The 18,147-nt window shown below is 71.5% G+C and carries 16 protein-coding genes and 1 pseudogene; 12 read left to right on the top strand and 5 right to left on the bottom strand.

Features of this window, described 5'->3' with window-relative positions:
* The 5 genes from KR546_RS18095 to KR546_RS18075 all read left to right on the top strand — a co-directional run.
* Nucleotides 1-206 (top strand): hypothetical protein (locus KR546_RS18095; protein WP_238446126.1); only part of this gene is annotated, 206 nt, incomplete at its 5' end.
* A 125-nt stretch (nt 207-331) separates the two neighbouring features.
* Nucleotides 332-2,218 (top strand): CocE/NonD family hydrolase, encoded by a 1,887-nt coding sequence (locus tag KR546_RS18090; RefSeq protein ID WP_238446125.1) that lies wholly within the window; start codon nt 332-334, stop codon nt 2,216-2,218.
* A 191-nt stretch (nt 2,219-2,409) separates the two neighbouring features.
* On the top strand, nt 2,410-2,979 hold the full coding sequence (locus KR546_RS18085; protein ID WP_238446124.1) for an OsmC family protein: 570 nt from the start codon (nt 2,410-2,412) through the stop codon (nt 2,977-2,979).
* A gap of 34 nt (nt 2,980-3,013) precedes the next feature.
* Nucleotides 3,014-4,255, top strand: a complete 1,242-nt coding sequence (locus KR546_RS18080; RefSeq protein WP_238446123.1) for an NAD(P)-binding domain-containing protein — start codon at nt 3,014-3,016, stop codon at nt 4,253-4,255.
* Between the two features lie 16 nt (nt 4,256-4,271).
* Nucleotides 4,272-5,471, top strand: a complete 1,200-nt coding sequence (locus tag KR546_RS18075) for an NAD(P)/FAD-dependent oxidoreductase (RefSeq protein ID WP_238446122.1) — start codon at nt 4,272-4,274, stop codon at nt 5,469-5,471.
* A 7-nt stretch (nt 5,472-5,478) separates the two neighbouring features.
* Here the strand turns inward: KR546_RS18075 and KR546_RS18070 are convergent, their stop codons facing one another.
* Nucleotides 5,479-7,902, bottom strand: coding sequence for an ATP-binding protein (locus KR546_RS18070; RefSeq protein ID WP_238446121.1), 2,424 nt, complete (start codon nt 7,900-7,902; stop codon nt 5,479-5,481).
* A gap of 437 nt (nt 7,903-8,339) precedes the next feature.
* On the opposite strand from KR546_RS18070, the gene KR546_RS18065 reads away from it, so the two are divergent.
* From KR546_RS18065 to KR546_RS18040, 6 genes are all read left to right on the top strand, one after another.
* On the top strand, nt 8,340-8,597 hold the full coding sequence (locus KR546_RS18065; protein ID WP_238446120.1) for a (2Fe-2S)-binding protein: 258 nt from the start codon (nt 8,340-8,342) through the stop codon (nt 8,595-8,597).
* 60 nt (nt 8,598-8,657) lie between these two features.
* A complete protein-coding gene (gene bfr / locus KR546_RS18060; RefSeq protein WP_238446119.1) occupies nt 8,658-9,137 on the top strand; it encodes a bacterioferritin in 480 nt (159 codons plus the stop codon).
* 84 nt (nt 9,138-9,221) lie between these two features.
* Nucleotides 9,222-9,896: a cytochrome c oxidase subunit II gene (gene coxB, locus KR546_RS18055; RefSeq protein WP_274388346.1), complete on the top strand. Its 675-nt coding sequence runs from the start codon at nt 9,222-9,224 to the stop codon at nt 9,894-9,896.
* Entirely contained in the window at nt 9,889-12,483 is a 2,595-nt protein-coding gene (locus tag KR546_RS18050) for a cbb3-type cytochrome c oxidase subunit I (protein ID WP_238446117.1), read from the top strand. The genes coxB and KR546_RS18050 overlap by 8 nt, the downstream gene beginning before the upstream one ends.
* Entirely contained in the window at nt 12,480-12,983 is a 504-nt protein-coding gene (locus tag KR546_RS18045) for a hypothetical protein (protein WP_238446116.1), read from the top strand. Before KR546_RS18050 ends, KR546_RS18045 begins: the two co-directional genes overlap by 4 nt.
* A gap of 2 nt (nt 12,984-12,985) precedes the next feature.
* The gene (locus KR546_RS18040) at nt 12,986-13,876 is read left to right on the top strand and encodes a cytochrome c oxidase assembly protein (protein WP_238446115.1); all 891 of its coding nucleotides are present in this window, start codon (nt 12,986-12,988) and stop codon (nt 13,874-13,876) included.
* 66 nt (nt 13,877-13,942) lie between these two features.
* Here the strand turns inward: KR546_RS18040 and KR546_RS18035 are convergent, their stop codons facing one another.
* Nucleotides 13,943-15,484: a choice-of-anchor B family protein gene (locus KR546_RS18035; RefSeq protein WP_238446114.1), complete on the bottom strand. Its 1,542-nt coding sequence runs from the start codon at nt 15,482-15,484 to the stop codon at nt 13,943-13,945.
* A gap of 282 nt (nt 15,485-15,766) precedes the next feature.
* Between KR546_RS18035 and KR546_RS18030 the strand changes: the two genes are divergently transcribed.
* Nucleotides 15,767-16,168: a hypothetical protein gene (locus KR546_RS18030; RefSeq protein WP_238446113.1), complete on the top strand. Its 402-nt coding sequence runs from the start codon at nt 15,767-15,769 to the stop codon at nt 16,166-16,168.
* Here the strand turns inward: KR546_RS18030 and KR546_RS18025 are convergent.
* The 3 genes and pseudogenes from KR546_RS18025 to KR546_RS18015 all read right to left on the bottom strand — a co-directional run.
* On the bottom strand, nt 16,163-16,519 hold the full coding sequence (locus KR546_RS18025) for a GntR family transcriptional regulator (protein WP_238446127.1): 357 nt from the start codon (nt 16,517-16,519) through the stop codon (nt 16,163-16,165). The genes KR546_RS18030 and KR546_RS18025 overlap by 6 nt on opposite strands.
* Nucleotides 16,519-17,499: a DUF1648 domain-containing protein gene (locus tag KR546_RS18020; protein ID WP_238446112.1), complete on the bottom strand. Its 981-nt coding sequence runs from the start codon at nt 17,497-17,499 to the stop codon at nt 16,519-16,521. The genes KR546_RS18025 and KR546_RS18020 overlap by 1 nt, the downstream gene beginning before the upstream one ends.
* Before the next feature lie 82 nt (nt 17,500-17,581).
* Nucleotides 17,582-18,147: pseudogene (locus tag KR546_RS18015) on the bottom strand (malectin domain-containing carbohydrate-binding protein); the annotation flags it as partial.

The raw sequence follows: 18,147 nt of genomic DNA, 5'->3' as shown, positions 1-18,147 counted from the left end.
ACGGGATCATGGACGAGCCGATGTCCAGCGTCGAGCTCGAGCCCAACGAGTGGACCGACGAGGCCACCTGGCCCGCACGTGGCAGCCGGACCAAGAAGTTGTACCTGTCGGGCCCGGCCGAGACCGGGACCCCGAAGCCGCACGAACGGCAGGTGGCGCGCCCCGCCGGGCTGCACGCCTCCGAATGGGGTCGCGGCTCCCGCTGATCCGGTCGCCGGACGCCGTCGACCCTGCGCGGGTGCCGCACCAGCGTTGACAGGGGGGCCGGTCGGCGAGGAACATCGGTCACGCAGCCGGCGCAACGAGTGTCGGCCCTCGACGAAAGTCCGCCATGCGAGCACGATCCCCCCGAACCGGCGTCGTCGCGTTCCTCCTCGGAACGTTGATCATCGCCCTGGCCCCCAGCGCGGTCGCGCAACCGGCCCCGCCCCCCGATCTCCCCCACGTGCAGGGTGACGAGACGGTCCCCGTCTACGACTACGCGGACGCGATCCGCGAGTCCGTCGACGTCGAGTCCACGCTGGACTCCGACAACGACGGCGCCCCCGACACCGTGCGGGTCGACATCATCCGCCCCCGCGAGGCCGACGAGGCCGGTGACGACGTCCCCGTGATCATGGTCGCGTCGCCCTACTACCAGTGCTGCGGACGTGGCAACGAGGGTGAGTTCAAGGTCTACGGACCCGACGGTGTCCCGATCTCCTTCCCGCTGTACTACGACAACTACTTCGTGCCCCGTGGCTATGCGGTCGCGTTCGTCGACCTGATGGGCACCGCGAACTCCCTGGGCTGCATGGACGTCGGCGGGCTCGCCGAGGTCGGCTCGGCCACGGCGGCCATCGACTGGCTCAACGGCAACGCCACCGCCACCGACCTGGACGGCGTGTCCGCCGTCGCCGACTGGACCGACGGTCAGGTCGGCATGATCGGCAAGTCCTGGGACGGCTCGGTGGCCAACGGCGCCGCCGCCACCGGTGTCGAGGGTCTCGAGACGATCGTGCCGATCGCCGCGATCTCCAGCTGGTACGAGTACATGCGCCAGAACGGCACGCTGCAGTCCCGTGGCTACTGGAACTTCCTGCACGGCTACGTCAACGAGCGACCCTCGTCGGCATGTGCCGACCTGCGGGCCGAGGCCATCCCGGCCGCGGACGACGCCACCGGCAACTACAACGACTTCTGGGCCGAGCGTGACTACGTCAAGGACGCCGACCAGGTGGACGCCAGCGTGTTCGTCATCCACGGTGTCGGCGACGGCAACGTCGACATGCTCAACGTCGGTCCCTGGTGGGAGGCGCTCGAGGCCAACGACGTCCCGCGCAAGATCTGGCTGACCCAGACCGGTCACGTCGAGCCGTTCGACTTCCGCCGGGCCGAGTTCGTCGACACCCTCCACGACTGGTTCGACTTCTGGCTCCAGGACCTCGACAACGGGATCATGGACGAGCCGATGTCCAGCGTCGAGCTCGAGCCCAACGAGTGGACCGACGAGGCCACCTGGCCCGCACGTGGCAGCCGGACCAAGAAGTTGTACCTGTCGGGCCCGGCCGAGACCGGCGAGGGTTCGATGAGCCCGGCCAACAACGCCGCCGGCACCGAGTCGGTGCGCGCCGGTGGTGGCCGCCTCCTGGGCTGGTCGACCTCCGAGCTCAACCACGACGTCCGGCTGTCCGGCACGCCCTACGTCAACCTGCGCATGAAGCTGGACCGTCCCACCGCCGAGATGCGGATGACGATGTGGGAGACCGGCGACGTGCTGGAGGTCGACGACAGCATCGACACGCTCGGCACCGAGTCGTGCTGGGGTGCCTCCACGGCCGACGACGACGCGTGCTACCTCGACACCGCGTTGGACGTCGACCCCAGTGACGAGCGCCTGCTGACCTTCGGCGACGGCGACGCGGCGCACTGGCAGGGCATCGAGACCCTGTCGCCGCTGGAGCCCGAGCAGTGGGTCACGCTGCGGTTCCCGATCAACACCACCGACGTGCTCCTCCACGAGGGCAACCGCCTCGCGGTCGAGCTCCGGGTGGGCACCGCCCAGATCAGCCTGCCGTCGTCGGGCGCCACCGCCACGATCGACTACTCGCAGAGCTGGGTCGAGCTCCCCGTCGCCGGGAACTTCAGTGGGCTCGCGCCGCACGGCCCGCGTCCCGCCCTGGACCTCCCGGAGCAGGACGAGCCGACCGTCGGCCAGCTCCTCCGCGAGTTCCGCTAGGCACCGCCCGGCCCACGCCGGAACGTCCGGGACCCCCGTCGTCGACGGGGGTCCCGTCGTGTCGGGGCAAACCCCGATCTCCACGTGTTCTCCAGGTCCTCTCCAAGCCCGTGGTCGGGCCGTGGCCGACAGTGGTCCCCGTCACCACAGCGGGTCCCACCACCGGGGCCACACCAACCAAGGAGCACGTGATGACCACCACGACCACCACCACCCAGCCGGTCGACAACGGCGTCGAGATCGAGGCGATCCTCGGTGCGCGCGAGGCGATGACCGGGATGCCCGCGGCGGCCGCCTTCCAGTGGCGCGCACGGACCACGTGGGTCGACGGGACCCACAGCCGCACGACCATCGGCGACTTCTTCGGCGTCGGCGGGGAGCAGTCGCACCGCCAGGACCACGTCCTGGAGGGCGACCACCCCGAGCTCTTCGCGTCGCAGGACAACGGGCCCGCCCCGGTCGAGACCGCCCTGGCGGCCCTCGGCGCCTGCCTGACCGCCGGTGTCGCGACCGTCGCCACCAACCGTGGCATCCAGCTGCGCTCGGTCACCGCCCACGTCGAGGCCGACATGGACCTGCAGGGGATCATGGGCATCGACCCCACCGTCCGCAACGGCTTCAGCGGTGTGCGCGTGCGCTTCGACATCGACGCCGACGCCACCCGCGAGGAGCTGGCCGCGGTCGTCGCGCAGTCGCAGAAGCGCTCGGCCGTCCACGACGTCATCAGCAACCCGACGTCGGTGCAGGTCGTCCTGTCCTGATCCGGACCGGACGTCTCGAAGGGGGGCGAGTCCCATGCACACCACGGTCGTGATCGTCGGCGCCGGCCAGGCCGGCCTCGCGATGAGCCAACGCCTGTCCCACCACGGGGTCGAGCACGTGCTGCTCGAACGGGGGACGGTGGCGAACTCGTGGCGCACCGAGCGATGGGACTCGCTCCGCCTCCTGACCCCCAACTGGATGACCCGGCTGCCGGGCCCGACGACCGCGGTCGGCGAGGACCCCGACGGGTTCATGCGGGCCGGACAGGTGGTCACCATGCTCGACGACTACCGCAGGGCCATCGACGCACCGGTCGTGACCGGCGTGACCGTGACCGCGGTCCGACGCGCCGGCACGGGCTACGTCGTCGAGTCGCCCCAGGGGCGGTGGGAGGCCGCCGCCGTCGTCGTCGCCACCGGGGCCGCCAGCATCCCGCGCATCCCGGCCCTGGCCAGCGCGGTGCCGAACCAGGTCGACCAGCTCAGCCCGATCCACTACCGGGCACCCGAGCGGCTCGATGGTGGACCGGTGCTGGTCGTCGGCGCGTCGGCCTCCGGCGCACAACTGGCCGAGGAACTGGCGCTGTCCGGTCGCGAGGTCGTGCTGGCCGTCGGTGACCACGTCCGGTTGCCACGGACCCATCGGGGGATGGACATCCACTGGTGGCTGGACGCCGTCGGGATCCTCGACGACCGCATCGGCGACCGGTCCGACCCCGACCGCGCCCGACGGCTGCCCTCCCTGCAGCTGGTCGGCAGTCCGGGTCGTCGCAACCTCGACCTGGCCCGCCTGCAGGACCTGGGTGTCGTGCTGGCAGGCCGACTCGCCAGCATCACGAGTGGTCGTGCCACGTTCGACGAGTCGCTGCCGGCCACGACCTCGGCGGCCGACGCCCGCATGGGGCGACTGCTCGACCGGATCGATGCCCACGCCATCGAGGCGGGACTCCACGACGAGCTCGAGGCTCCGTCGCGGCCAGCGCCGATCCGGGTCGGACCCGGTCCCGGTGCGATCGACCTCGCCGGCTTCGGGACGGTGGTCTGGGCCACGGGCTTCCGCACCTGCCACGACTGGCTGCCCGCCGCCGCGCTCGACGACTCCGGTGGCCTGCGCCACGACGGTGGCGTGGGGGAGATGCCCGGCCTGTACGTGCTCGGACTGCCGTTCCTCCGTCGCCGCAAGTCCACCTTCATCGACGGGGTCGGCCCCGACGCCACCGAGCTCGCCGCCCACCTCGTCGCCATGCTCGCCCGCCGCCCGGTCCCGACCCACTGAACGTGAGGCCATCGCCATGACCACCATGATCGACACACCGTCCGTCGACCGGCCGACGATGCCCGACGTCGACGTCGTGGTGGTCGGGGGCAGGCCGGCCGGCTCCGGGACCGCACTGGTGCTGGCGCGCCGAGGACACCGGGTCCTCGTCCTGGACCGCGAGGCCCGGGGCAGCGACACGCGTTCGACGCTGGCGCTCATGCGCGGTGGCGTCGACCAGCTCCGCCGCTGGGGACTCCACGACCGGATCGTGGCCACGGGCACACCACCGATCACGTCCGTGACCTTCGACTATGCCGGGGCCCGCACGCGGGTCCGGCCGGCCGCACCGCTGCTGGCCCCACGGCGCACGGTGCTGGACGCCACCCTGGCCGGCGCGGCTGCCGCTGGCGGTGCCGAGGTCCGCCACGGGGTTCGGGTCACCGGGCTGCTGCGCGACCCCGACGGCACCGTCGTCGGGGTGCGGGGTCGCCACGCCGACGGCAGCGACCTCGTGGTCCGGTCCCGGGTGGTGGTGGGCGCCGACGGGCACACCTCCCTGGTCGCCCGTGCCGTGGGTGCGGCTACGACCTTCGTCGCCCCCCACGCCAGTGGCGGTACCTACGCGTTCCTGGCCGGCGTCGAGACGGAGGGGTTCACGTGGATGTACGGCCCGGGCGCCAGTGCCGGGATCATCCCGACCGGCGGTGGGCTGGTCTGCGTGTTCGCCTCGACGAACCGGGAACGGTTCGTCCGGGATCTCCGTGGCGACCTCGTGGGAACCTTCGCACGGCTGCTGTCGGAGGCGTCACCGGCCACGGCCCGACGACTCGCCCGTGCACGCCGGGTGGGTCGCGTGCACGGCTTCGCCGCCGAGCCGGGTCACCTGCGGGTGCCGCACGGGCCCGGGTGGGCCCTGGTCGGTGACGCCGGTGCACGGGTCGACCCGGCCGCGGCGCACGGCATCACCGCCGCCCTCCGCGACGCCGAGCTCCTGGGTCGGGCCCTCGACGTCGGGCTGCGCCCCGACGGCGACCTGGACGAGGCCCTGGCCGGGTTCCATCGGACCCGCGACACGCTCGCGCGACCCCTCCAGGACGCGGCCGCAGCCGTGGCGGGTCACGACCTGTCGATGGACGACCTCCAGCGCACGCATCTCTCGCTCAGCCGGGTGCTCAAGCAGGAGGCCGCCCTGCTCGACGCCGTGCACGCCGGCCGGGTCGCACGAGTCGCCTGACGAACGTTCACAGGCCGGCCTCGGCCAGGATCGTGGCCAGCGGACGCTCCCGCCCCCGGGTCCGCGCCCGCGCGAAGTCGGCAGGGTCCAAGGACGGGCGGACGACGTGCTCCCGCACGACGGCCAGGTGCACGAATCCGGCGGTGTCGTGGAACAACTCCGCCTCGCAGGCCCCGAGCAGCTCGGTGGCCCCGACGGCGTCGCCGGCCCGGGCGGCCGACCAGGCCAGGGCGAGCACGCAGTCCGCGTCCGCTCGGCGATCCTGGCGCGCGGCCCAGCGCCTGGCCCGTTGCAGGTGGGCGAGGTGGTGCTCGCCCTCCCCGATGGACGTCATGGCGTTGCAGAACACGGTCAGCCAGTTCTGGCCGATCCCGACGCGACCCAGGTTGGCCACCTGGACGTCCTGGATCGCGCGGAGCCGCTGGATGTCCTGGTCGGCCAGCGCGGTGCACCACGCGGCCCACCAGGTGATGTAGCGGTCGTACCCGTCGGTGGGGGTGTGCGTGACGAGCTCGGCGAGCTCCTCGGCCAGTCCGGCGCGATCACCCGACACGAGCGTGTTGACGGCGAGGAACGCCCGGGCCAGTCGGGCCAGTTGCTCCTCGCCGATCTCGGCCGCTTCCGCCCCGGCCCGTGCCAGTCGCGGACCGGCCACCTCCGGGTCACCCATCACCAGGGCCCGGTACAGGCGTGCGACGACGACCCCGGCCGGATCGTCGGCGCGGTCCGCCAGGGCCAGGGCGGCTTCGGCGCGGTCCTGCATCCATCGCGGGTCGCCCGATCCGAGCCCGATGTCGCACGCGATCACGTCGAGCCACAGCCGGTCGCGCGGTGCGGGGTCGTGGGCTGCCAGTCGCTCGACCCAGCGGCGACCCTCGGCGTACGAGACGGCGTTGCGCCACACGGGGGCCAGCGACAGGGCGATGTCGACGGCATCGGTGACGGCGCCCGTCGCCAGGCTGGCCTCGAAGGCCAGGCGGACGTTGTCGAGGTCGACCCGCTGGGCGGCCGGCAGTGAGCCCGACGACCACGCCCTGGGGCGTGGGACGACCGTGGCTCGCGCGACCACGTGGCGGCGGAGTCGCTCGGTCGTCTCGGCGGTCTGACCGGACTCGTCCAGCCGGCTGGCGGCGAACAGGCGGATGGTCTCGAGCAGGTGGTAGCGGCCGGTGGTGGGATCGTGGTCGACCAGGCTCTTGGCGACCAGTTCCGCCATCGCGGCCATCGCGACGACGTCGGTGGTGTCGGTGACGGCGGCGACCGCGGCGAGGTCGAAGTCCGCGGGGAAGATGCCGAGTCGATCGAAGACCGTCCGGACGTCGGCATCCAGCAGGTCGTGGCTCCACCCGATCGTGGACTCCAGGGTGGTGTGGCGCGCTCCCGCTCGAGGCCGCCTCCCCACGAGGAGCCGGAGACGATCGTCGAGTCGCGCCACGAGCTCGCGGAGCGTCAGGTGCCGGAGCTGGGCAGCGGCCAGCTCGATGGCCAGGGGCAGGCCGTCCAGCCGGTCGCACAGCTCGACGACGACCGGGTCGTCGACGCCGACGACGTCCCGGCCGGTGGCCGCGACGGCGCGGTCGCGGAACAGCTCCGGGCCGGCCGCGCCGAGCGACCCGAGTGGGTGCACGACCTCCCCAGCCACCATGAGGGGCTCCCGACTGGTCGCGAGGACCCGGACGGCGGCGCCGGCGTCCAGGAGCGCGTCGACCACGTCCGCGCAGTCGTCGACCAGGTGTTCACAGTTGTCCAGCACGAGCAGCAGGGTCCGCGCCGCCAGGGCGCCCGCGAGGCCGGCGACGTCGTCCGACGCCACGCCCTGGACGCCGGTGGCCTCGGCCACGGTCCGGACCACCCCGGCCAGGTCACGCGCGGGGGCCAGCTCGGCGAAGGCGACGTCGCCGTGGTCCTGCGCCCGCGCCGTCTCCGCCTCCCACCGTCGTGCGACGGCAAGGCCGAGGCTCGACTTGCCCATGCCACCCGGGCCCGTCACCGTCACCAGGCGTTGGGTGCGCACGAGGCGCACCACGATGGCGAGGTCCGCGTTCCGACCGACCAGGGTGGTTCGTTCTGCTGGCAGCGGGGCTCCACGGGACGGCGCCGGACCCGATCCGGTGGCCGTCGGCGACTGGACCCGACCGACGAACTGGTAGCCGTGGCCGCGGACCGTCCGGATCAGTCGTTGCGCCGTGCCGTCGTCGCCCAGCGCACGACGGACCGACTTGATGCGTGACGTCAGGGCGGACTCGGTGACGAACTGGTTGCCCCAGACCGCGTCGAGCAACTCCTCCTTGGACACCATGCGGTCGTGGTGTGCCAGCAGGTGCGCGAGCACGTCCAGCACCTGGGGCTCGACGTGCACGTCCACGTCGTCGACCCGCAGCACGCGCGCCCCGACGTCCAGCTCTCCGCCGTCGAACCGATACGTCGCCATCCCGCCCCCGCCGTCGCCCCTGGAGGGACCTCTCGACACCCTAGGCGTGAGGGCGCAGGGGTGGCGATGGACGGGCGACGTGCATCCTTCGGGGCCCTGAACGACGAGCGCCGCCCGACCGTGACGGTCGGGCGGCCTTCCGGAACCGCCCGCGGGCCCGGGGGGGATGGGGCCCTGCGGACGAGACCACGGGGGAGTTGGTCCTCCGGGTCGCGTGGTCGTCGGGGGGAAAGTCGACCACGCTGCTCGTCGTGAGGGAGACGATACGGGGCCGTCCCCGTCGGACCCAAGCCCCGAGGCCGTCAGGTTCCGGCATGTCCGGTACCGGACACGGACACGGGTCGTCCGACGCCGCGGACGACACGACCGGGTTGGCAGATGAGGTAAGGCGCACCTAAACTGGCGACGCCACCAGCCGACCCGATGCCGGACCGCCCATGATCGTGTGCCACTGCCACGTGGTCTCCGACCGCGACATCAGCAGCGCCATCGACGACGGCGTCCAGGAGGTCTGTGCGCTGGCCTCGGTCTGCGGCGCGGCCTCGGACTGCGGCGGCTGCCTGCCGACGGTCCGCCAACTGCTGGCCGAACGTGGTTGCCCGCCCGACCTGCAGGTCACCGTGCGCACGATCCGGGAGCGGCTCGGACTGCCGCCCGCCCGGACCGACCGGCGAGCGCCGGTGCCCGCGGCCTGACCGGGGCGCCGTTCCCGGATGCCTCACTAGGGTGGCCCCGACCGTTCCCGAGGAGACACCATGCAGGGCGATCCCGCCGTCATCGAGATGCTCAACGACCACCTCACCTTCGAGCTCACGGCGACCAACCAGTACTTCCTGAACGCCAAGATGCTCGACAACTGGGGTCTGCCGGGCCTGGCCAAGCTGTTTCGGGACCGCTCGTTCGACGAGATGCGCGATGCCGAGGAGTTGATCGACCGGATCCTGTTCCTCGACGGTCACCCGAACGTGCAACGGCTCAACACCGTCCGGATCGGCGAGGACCCGGTCGAGATGATCCAGCTCGGCCACGAGCTCGAGGCCGAGGCGGTGTCGAGCCTCAACGCCGCCATCGAGCTGGCGATGGACAAGTCCGACCACGGCACGCGCGAGATGCTGGCCGAGATGCTGGGCGAGGAGGAGGAGCACCTCGACTACTTCGAGTCCCAGCTCGACGTGATCGCCCGGCTCGGCGAGCAGAACTACCTCGCCCGCTACACCACGCCCGAGTCGACCTGAGCCGGCGGCAGTCGTCCGGACGGTGGGGGCCGCGGGGGCCGATCCGTCCCGGTTCCGTGCCCCCGGTGGCTAGCCTTCGCCAGCATGGGTGACGGAAGCCTCGATCCGCAGGGGCCCGTGGCCGGGACGATGGCCGACCTCTGGTGGCTGATGTTCTGGCTCGGGCTGGCCGTCTTCGTCGTGTTCGCCGTCATGCTGGTGCTGGCCCTGTTCCGGCGACGCGGCGAGGAGCCCGAGGCCCGCAGCGGTGTCGACGTCGACGAGGACGACACCACGGGCCGACTCGCCCGGTGGTTCCTGGGCTGGGGCGTGATCGGACCGGGCGTGGTGATCACGGTGGTGTTCGTCGCCACGGTGGCGGCCATGAAGGTGCTGCCGACGACTGCCGCCCCCGACGACCTCGTGATCGAGGTGGTCGGCCACCAGTGGTACTACGAGGTGACCTACCCGGACCACGGCGTCACCACGACCGACGAGCTGCACCTGCCGGTCGGCCGGCAGGTCGCGCTCCAGCTGACGTCCGCAGACGTGATCCACAGCTTCTGGGTCCCCGAGCTGGGCGGCAAGCTCGACATGATGCCCGACCGGGTCAACACCCTGGTGCTGCAGGCCGACGAGCCGGGTGAGCACACCATGCGGTGTGCGGAGTTCTGCGGGCTCGACCACGCCACGATGATGATGCCGGTGGTGGCCGAGTCCGACGCGGACTTCGACGCCTGGATCGCTGACCTCGCGGGGAACGGGTCGGGCGATGGCTGACGACGCGACCCGCGTGAGGCGTTCGGCGCTGGACCCCGACGTCGTGGATCGCACGCCGGACGGACGCCCGACCCCGCGGGCCCGGGACACCGGGACCCACGAGCAGCTGAACCGGCTGTGGGCCGACCCACCCGGGTGGTGGGGCCGGCTGGTCTCGGTGCAGAACGACGCCATCGGCGTCCGGCTGATGCTGACCGGCTTCTTCTTCCTGCTGCTGGGTGGCAGCTTCGACTCGTTCGCGATGCGGATGCAACTGGCGGTGCCCGAGAACTCGCTGATGGGGGCACAGTTCTACAACGAGCTGTTCACCAACCACGGCTCGGTCACGATGTTCCTGGTGATCCTGCCCATCTTCGAGGGCTTCGCCATCCTGGTGCTGCCCCTGATCCTGGGCACCCGCGAGATGCCGTTCCCGCGGCTCGGGGCCCTGGGGTACTGGACGTTCCTGCTGGGTGGGCTGGTCTACTACAGCGCAACCCTGTTCCAGCTCGTGCCCGACGCCGGGTGGTTCGCCTACGTGCCGCTCAGCGGCCCCGAGTTCTCGCCCGACAAGGCGATGGACTTCTGGATCATCGGACTGACCGTCGCCGAGATCGGGGCCATCGCGGCGGCGCTGGAGATCATCATCGGCGTCCTCAAGATGCGTGCGCCGGGCATGACCCTGGCGCGGATGCCGCTGTTCGCCTGGGCGCTGCTGGTCATGGCCTTCATGATCCTGTTCGGGTTCACCCCCCTGATCATCGGCGACCTGCTGCTCGAGCTCGACCGGGGGTTCGGCACCCAGTTCTTCAACACCGCGGCGGGGGGGTCGTCGCTGCTGTGGCAGCACCTGTTCTGGATCTTCGGCCATCCCGAGGTCTACATCCAGTTCGTCCCCGCCACGGGCGTGGTGTCGATGATCGTCCCGGCGCTCGTGCGGCGACGGATCGCCGGCTACACGTGGATGGTCGGGGCGTTCGTGGCGATCGGGTTCCTGTCCTTCGGGCTGTGGGCCCACCACATGTTCACGTCGGGCCTGTCGCCGATCGTGCTCACCTTCTTCTCGGCGGCGAGCATGGCGATCGGGATCCCGGCAGGGGTCCAGATCGTGTCGTGGGTGTCGACGATCTGGCTGGGTCGTCCCCGCTGGAAGACCACCTTCCTGTTCGTCGTCGGCTTCCTGGTGATCTTCGTGATCGGCGGGATCACCGGCATCATGACGGCCGCCGTGCCGCTCGACCTGCAGGTCCACGACTCGTACTTCGTCGTCGGCCACCTGCACTACGTGCTGATCGGCGGGGTCGCCTTCCCGATCTTCGCCGGCGTCTACTACTGGTTCCCGAAGTTCACCGGGCGCATGCTCGACGAGCGGCTGGGCCACTGGAACTTCTGGCTGCTGTTCGTCGGGGTGAACCTGACCTTCTTCCCGATGCACCAACTGGGCCTGATGGGGATGCCCCGACGGGTCTACACCTACGAGGCCGGCCTGGGCTGGGACCTGCTCAACCAGTTGTCGACGGCCGGGATCTTCATCGTGATCCCCGGCATCGCGGTCTTCGTGTGGAACGTGTGGCGCTCCTACCGCCACGGCGAGGAGGCCCCGGCCAACCCGTGGGGCGCCGACACCCTGGAGTGGGCCACGGCGTCCCCGCCCGCCGAGCACGGCTGGTCGTTGCTGCCGGTGGTGCGCAGCCGCCACCCCCTGTGGGACCAGGACGACCTGCACAGTGGCCCCGAGCACCTCGAGCGGTTCGTCGAGCGGCTGTCCGACTGGCCACTGAACTGGCGTGCCGCCGCGATCGTGGGCACGGCCGACGGGCGACCCCAGGAGGTCTTCCGCGTCGCGGGCCCCTCGATCTGGCCCTTCGTGGCCTCGATCGGGATCGTGATCATCTTCGTGGCCGAACTGGTCAAGCTGCGCTGGGGTGCGGCCATCGGCCTGGTCATCGCGATCGTGGCGATCATCGGGTGGAACTGGCCCCAGCCCGCCCCCATGACCGAGGAGGAGGAGGCAGCGTTCGAGCACGAGACCGGGGTGCCGGTCAACGCCTCGGGCAGCGTGGTCGTGGCGGCGTGGGGGATGGGCCTCATCATCCTGTTCGTGTCGATCGCGTTCGCGACGTTGTTGTTGTCCTACTTCTACCTGCGCCTGGAGAACACGGTGTGGCCCCCCTCCGGGATCGCGGACCCGGGGCTGGGCATGGCGGCACTGGGCGTCGGACTGGTGCTCGCCAGCGTCGGGGCGGTGACGCTGGGAGTGACCCGGCTGCGTCGTGGCGACCGGACCGGGTGGCTCGGCGGGCTCGTCGCCGGCATCGGGCTGGCGATCGGGGCGATCGTGGTCCAGGCAGCCGACCTGCTCGGCTCCGGTCCGAGTGGCACGGCGACCGCCTACGGCTCGATCGTCACCACGCTCACCGGCTTCCTTGTCACCGTGTTGGCGGCTGCGGTGGTGATGCTGCTCCTGGTGCTGTTCTGGGCGATCCGCGGGCTCTACACCGAGCGCCGGCACGCCCCCATCGCCAACGTCGTGCGGTTCCACGTCGCGGCCGCCGTCATCTGGGTGCTGGGTGTCGTGACGCTGTACGGGGGGCCGTACCTCACATGACCGACACACCCGATCCCCGACCCCAGGACCCGCGCCCGCCGGAGCGGCGACCCCGCGACGTCGGGTCCACGACCCAGGTCGGGGGCACCCCGATGGCGGTCGACCTCGAGTCGGACCCGTCGACGCGGCGCGCCATGGCGATGTTCGTGGCGGGCCCGGTCGTGTGGTTCGCCCACTTCATGGTGGTCTACCTGGTGGCCGAGGCCGGCTGCACCGGCGACGGACCGGGCCTGTCGGTCTTCGACCCACCCGCGGTCGCGATCATCACGATCGCGGCCACGGTCGTGGCCGTCCTGGCCTGCCTGTGGATCGCCCGCTGGGAGTACCGCCGGTGGCGCGCCGGTCGAGCTCGGGTCGAGCGGGACGGGGAGGCCGAGCCGCAGCTGGCCGACGACCGCCACGGCGGCCCGCTGGCCTTCGTGGGCATGCTGCTGGCGCTGGTGTCGCTGCTGTCGGTGCTGTTCGTCGGCCTGCCGGCGTTGGTCCTGACCGGGTGTTGAGCATGGGACTCGCCCAGGCCGCGCTGACCCCCGACGAGGTGTGGGGCGCCTGGAACCTCGACCCGGTCGTGATGGTCGTGGTGTTCGTGGCGCTGTGGGCCCACCGACGAGGCCGGACGTCCGGGTCGGGGCGGACCCGGGATCGGCGTCGCGGCATCGCGTTCGGCATCGCCCTGGTCGCGTTGGTCGTCGCGTTCGTCAGCCCCGTGGACGCCATGTCGGGCGCCCTGTTGTCCGCGCACATGGTCCAGCACGTGCTGGTGCTGCTGGTCGCGGCCCCGTTGCTGGCCTTCAGCGCACCGTCGGGGGTCCTGCTGCGTGGTGCGCCACTGCCGGTGCGGCGGGCCGCCGTGTCCGCGCGACGGGCGGTGCGTCCGGGAGCGCGGTGGCTGCTGGTGCTGGGTGGCCCGGTGGCCGTCTGGTTGCTGCACGTGCTGACCGTGTGGGGCTGGCATGCCGCACCGGCCTACCAGGCGGCCCTGGGGTCGGGCTGGCTGCACGTCCTGGAGCACGCGACCTTCCTCGCCACCGGGGTGCTGTTCTGGCGGGTGGTGGTCGGGTCGCGGTCCGGTGCGAGTCGGGTCCCCGGTGGACTGGGGGTCCTGCTGGTCTTCGGCATGGCCATGCAGGGGGTCTTCCTGTCCGCGCTGATGACCTTCTCGACCCAGCCCTGGTACCCGGCCTACGCCGGGGCCGCGGCGTGGGGGATCGACCCACTGACCGACCAGCACCTCGCGGGCGTGCTGATGTGGATCCCGGGCAGCCTGGTCTACCTGCCGATCGCCATGACCCTGCTGGTCGGATGGCTCCGGGACGTCACCACCGACGAGCCCGACGAGGACCCCCGGGTCGCGTCGTCCCCGGCGCCGTCCGGAGTCCCGGAGCGGGCCTGACGGTGTCGGAATGCGCGAGGGGCGCGACCCACAGGTCGCGCCCCTCGACGATTCGCTCGCCGGGTGTCAGCGGCGTCCGTTGCCCTTGCCTGCCTGCGGGTCGACCCGCAGGACGAAGAAGCCACGGTCGATGCTCGACACGCCCACGACGTGGGGCTGGCTGAAGTACGGGTAGTTGCTCCACGTGCCACCCTCGAACGACGCGTTGTCGTTCTGCGGGTAGACGTCGAAGTACGCGATCTCCTCGAGACCGGAGTTCGCCGCGTCGTCGATGTCCATGATCCGCAGGCCGGTGGTGTAGTTCGACTGGTACATGCGGTCACCCTCGGTGTACATGTTGTGGTCGATCGACGTGGTGTCGTTGGCGAAGGTCTCGACCAGCAACGGGTTGTCGAGGTCGTCCATGTTCCACACGCGGGTCGTGGTCGCGTCGACCGCACCAGCGGCCTCGTCGATCTCGTCGCCGTGGAAGAACGTCGACAGGTCCGGACTCAACCAACCCTGGTGGCTGTAGGCGCCATCCGGGTACGGGTTGTCGCCGATCGCGACCGGGTTCGCCTTGTCGGTGACGTCGACGATGGAGACGCTCTCGGGGCCCGAAGGTGTCGAGTTGAAGCAGATCTCGTGGCCCTGGTGGTCCGCGTCCGGCCCGTCGTAGACCACGCACTGGGTGTCGTGGACGTAGCCGTGCTCCTGGAAGCACCCGGCGTAGGTCGGGTTCAGCGGGTCGTTGACGTCGATCATGTGCAGGCCGCTGCCGCAGTCGATGTCGTCGCGGGTCTGGCCCGCGCTCGAGCCGACGGCGTAGGCGTAGCCCGTGGCCTCGTTGATGGCGATGTTGTGGACACTGCCCACGCCGTCGTAGCGTGCGTCCGCGAGGTAGGTCGTGCGCTCGCCGTCCCAGTCACGCAGGACGCTGAGGTCCATGACCTGGACGCCGTGGCCGCTGTTCTCCGACACCACGAAGGCGTGGTCGTCGAAGACCTTGATGTCACGCCAGAAGTCGCCACCGGCGGTGGTGTGCGTCGGCAGGATGCCCTGCATGGCGGGACGCTTCGGGTCGGTGATGTCGATGAAGAACACGCCCTCGCTGCCACCGACCAGGGCGAAGTCCTGTCCGGTGACCGGGTCGGTCCAGCCCCACATGTCGTTGACGAAGACCGAGCCGAGCTCCTCCATCGTCACGTGGCCGAGCATGTCGATCCCGTCACACTCGAACATCCCCGCGGCCATGCCGTCCTCGCACTTGGCGAAGGACTTCGGTGCGTTGGAGTCCGGGTTGGCCTTGCTGCCGGGGCTCGCGGAACTGGAGTTGTCGGTCGACGCGGCCGAGTCGGCGACGTAGTCGCGCTCCATGATCGGCTGCACGTCGGCGAACTTGTCGATGCAGTTGGCCTGCGCCGTCGTGGAGAACAGGGACGAGAAGACGTTGACGGCGGACACCACCGACTGCACGAGGCTGTTCGTGGTGACCTCGGGCAGGCAGCCGGCGTGGGCGTCGGCCCTGGGCGCGGCACCGACGAACAGTGCCAGGACCATGGCGAGGGCCAGGCCGATCCGCAGCAGTCGATCGGGCGGTGAATGGGCGGACGTGTCGGTTCGGGTCATCGGGGGACAGCTCCTGGGGGACGGGTCCGGCTCGGGGCCGGACGACTCTGGGGTCCGCACGACCCTAGTCAGGAGTCACTCGGAGAAACCGTTGACGACCGAACGACCACCACTTCGTGCGATCGGTGCACGAAGCCTTCGGTGACTTTCGCCAAACCTCGTGTTCCTCTCCGTGCATCGACGGGTTCTTCGGGCGACCCGCCTCGTGTGGAGGTCGCACCGGCGTCCGCACCACGGCACACGACGCCCTAGAGTGCCGACGTCGTCGCCCCCGGGGAGACCATGTCCACGCCGTCCCGACCGCGGTCCGCCGCGCCTGCCTGGCCCACGTCGGCACGTCTCGCCGGCGTGCTGCTGCTGGTCGTGGGTGGGCTCAACGCGGCGGCAGGTGCCGTCGCCCTTGTGGCAGGTTCGACCGAGGTGCGCACGCCCGTCGCGATCGGGCTGCTGGGGGCCGGCGTGCTGACCGTCCTGCTGGGATGGCTCGTCCTGCGGGGCAACCACGTGGCGCTGTACGTGGCACTCGGGATCTTCGAGGTGCTGCTGATCGCACGCCTGGTCACCGCCGGAGGCAACGCCGGGACGCTGTGGGTGTCGCTGGTCGTGCTGGTCGTGCTGGTGGGTGTCCTGTGGGTCGCGGCCATCCAGGTCCGCCGCCTGCGTCGGGCCGACCCGACGTCATGAGCCGCCGTCGGCGGCGATCCGTGCGGCCAGCTCCGCCCGCCCGAGGCCGAGGGTGGCAGCGCGGGCGACCAGCTCGTCGATCGCCGTGTCGAGACCCAGCAGGCCCGGGTCGAGGTCGTCGCGTACCCGGGTGCCGCGACCGACCCGCGCGACGACCACGGACTCGTCCGCCAGCAGCCGGTAGGCCCGCTGGACGGTCTCGGGATTGACCCCCAGCGCCGCGGCGGCGTCCCGGGTGGGCGGCAGGGCCGCGCCGGGTTCCAACTGGCCGTCGACGACCGCGCGCCGGACCGAGGCGGCGACTTGCAGGTACAGCGGCCGGTCGTCGCCGACGTCGATGGTCAGCAGCATCACCCGGGCCCGTCCGTCGCGCCGTCGGGTCGCGCGGAGTGCCCCCGACGGTCCAGCAGGCTGTTGACGACCGCCGCGGCGCGATCGGCCTCGACGAGGCTGATCCGCACCATCGAGTCGTCGGTCCGGACCAGGTCGAGCGCCGGCCCGGTGCCGGTGACGACGGCCGTGATCGGCTGGCCCACGGCAAGCCGCAACCCCGGCCCGCCGTACTCGAAGGCCCGCATGGTGGACGCGCGAGCCGCCGTGACCGTGGCGAGCGGTACCGCCAGGCGCGGCCAGCCGCCCAGCCAACCGGAGACCTGCACCGACGCCGGGCCGATCGTGACGCGGAAGCGTGCGCCGGCCAGTGGCAGCAACCCCACGGCCACGAGGACCAGCCCCAGCCACCACGCCGTCAGGATCCCGGCGACGAGCCCGGCTCCGACCAGCCCGACGGTCAGCCACGTGGCGAACCGACCCGGCGGCGTGGTGCCCTGCCACAGCGCCGTGGCGTCGTCGGCGAGGTCGGCGCGCGGCAGGCCCGCGGGCGCACGTCCCGTCGTTTCCGGGGGATCGACCACGGGGGCCAGTCGACTGGCGGCCAGGGTCGCCGCGATTCCGAGCGAGAGGCCGAGCACGATGGCGCTGCCGGCCACCCTGACGTCCGAGGCGTCGGAAAGCCCACGCTGGGGCCACAGGGTGGCCAACATGATCCCGCCGACGGTCCAGACGATCCCGACAGGGATGCCCCGGACCCAGCGAACGCCTCGGGGCAGGCTGGCGGGCAGTGCTGAGGTCAGCACGGTCAACAGCCCGGCCACCACGGCCGGGATGCCCAGCGTGGTCACCCACAGCGTCGAGCGATCGCTGAACCCGTCGGCCGACCCGTCCGGGCCGAAGTGGGTGGCGACGGGGTCGGGCAGGTCACCGACGACCACGGCGAGCGCGAGCGCGAGTGCGGCCACTGACAGCACGGTGGCGATCATGATGCGACGCATCGTTCGGTCCTCTCGGACGCGTGCCCTTCATCGGCACGCAGCCAAGATTATTGCATGGATTGAACCCATGCAATCATGCTGATCAGGGGTCGTTGAGCGACAGCACCTCGAAGCCGGACACGACCGGGTCGCCGGTCACGCGGACGAAGTCGACGTCCAGGACGCCGTCGCCCAGCGCGCTGCCCGGGACCTCGACGCTGACGACGGTCCCGACGTCCGGCCCGGGATCGACGCGCAGGTCGATCGCGGGATCGACCACCTCGTCCTCGACGAGCAGGGCGAACACGCGGTCCCCCGGGCCCATCGTCGGATCGCGCTCGGCCAGGTACACCCGCAGGAGGACGTCGCCGGGCGGGTCGGGCAGTTCGAACTCCCACGCCCACGGCTCGGGCGACCCCGGGTGGTGCCGGTCGGTGCTGAACAGGGCCGGCGGGGTGGTGGGTGGGAGGTCTGGGTCGAGCATCGCGACACCCGTCCAGGTGGTGGGCTCCGACCCGTCGGCAGCGTCCGGGCGCCACGGGCTGGTGGTCCCGCGGTCCTCGCGCCAATTGTCCTCCCCGCGCGCAGGCAGGGTCGGGCCACCGGCGTTCACGCGCAGGAGCACGGGGCCGGGCCCGGGCGAGGGCGAGGGCGTGGGTGACGGGGTGG

Origin of the sequence: Salsipaludibacter albus (assembly GCF_019798055.1) — a bacterium.
Classification (GTDB): Bacteria; Actinomycetota; Nitriliruptoria; order Nitriliruptorales; family Nitriliruptoraceae; genus Salsipaludibacter; species Salsipaludibacter albus.
This window is presented reverse-complemented; position numbering and strand designations above follow the sequence as displayed.